Genomic DNA, 211 nt, shown 5'->3' on the forward strand with positions numbered 1-211 from the left:
ACCGATATCTCAGGCGCACCCGAGCCCGTGCCCGAGACGGTGAAGTTGAACGGGTTCTCATCCGCATCATCATTGACAAAGCTCAGATCAAAACTAAACGCCCCGGCCAGAGTCGGGGTGTACTGCACAGTGAAGGTGGTACTCCCACCGCCGGCACCTATCGTGGTACTTCCCGGTGCACCGATAGCATTGATGGTGACATTGCTCGGGG

The 211-nt window shown here is 57.8% G+C and carries 1 protein-coding gene; it reads right to left on the reverse strand.

Annotated elements, in window-relative coordinates:
* A partial coding sequence (locus QWI17_RS06280) for a hypothetical protein (protein WP_302721673.1) occupies window positions 1-211 on the reverse strand: 211 nt, incomplete at both ends.

Origin of the sequence: Gilvimarinus gilvus, assembly GCF_030518155.1 — a bacterium.
GTDB lineage: Bacteria > Pseudomonadota > Gammaproteobacteria > Pseudomonadales > Cellvibrionaceae > Gilvimarinus > Gilvimarinus gilvus.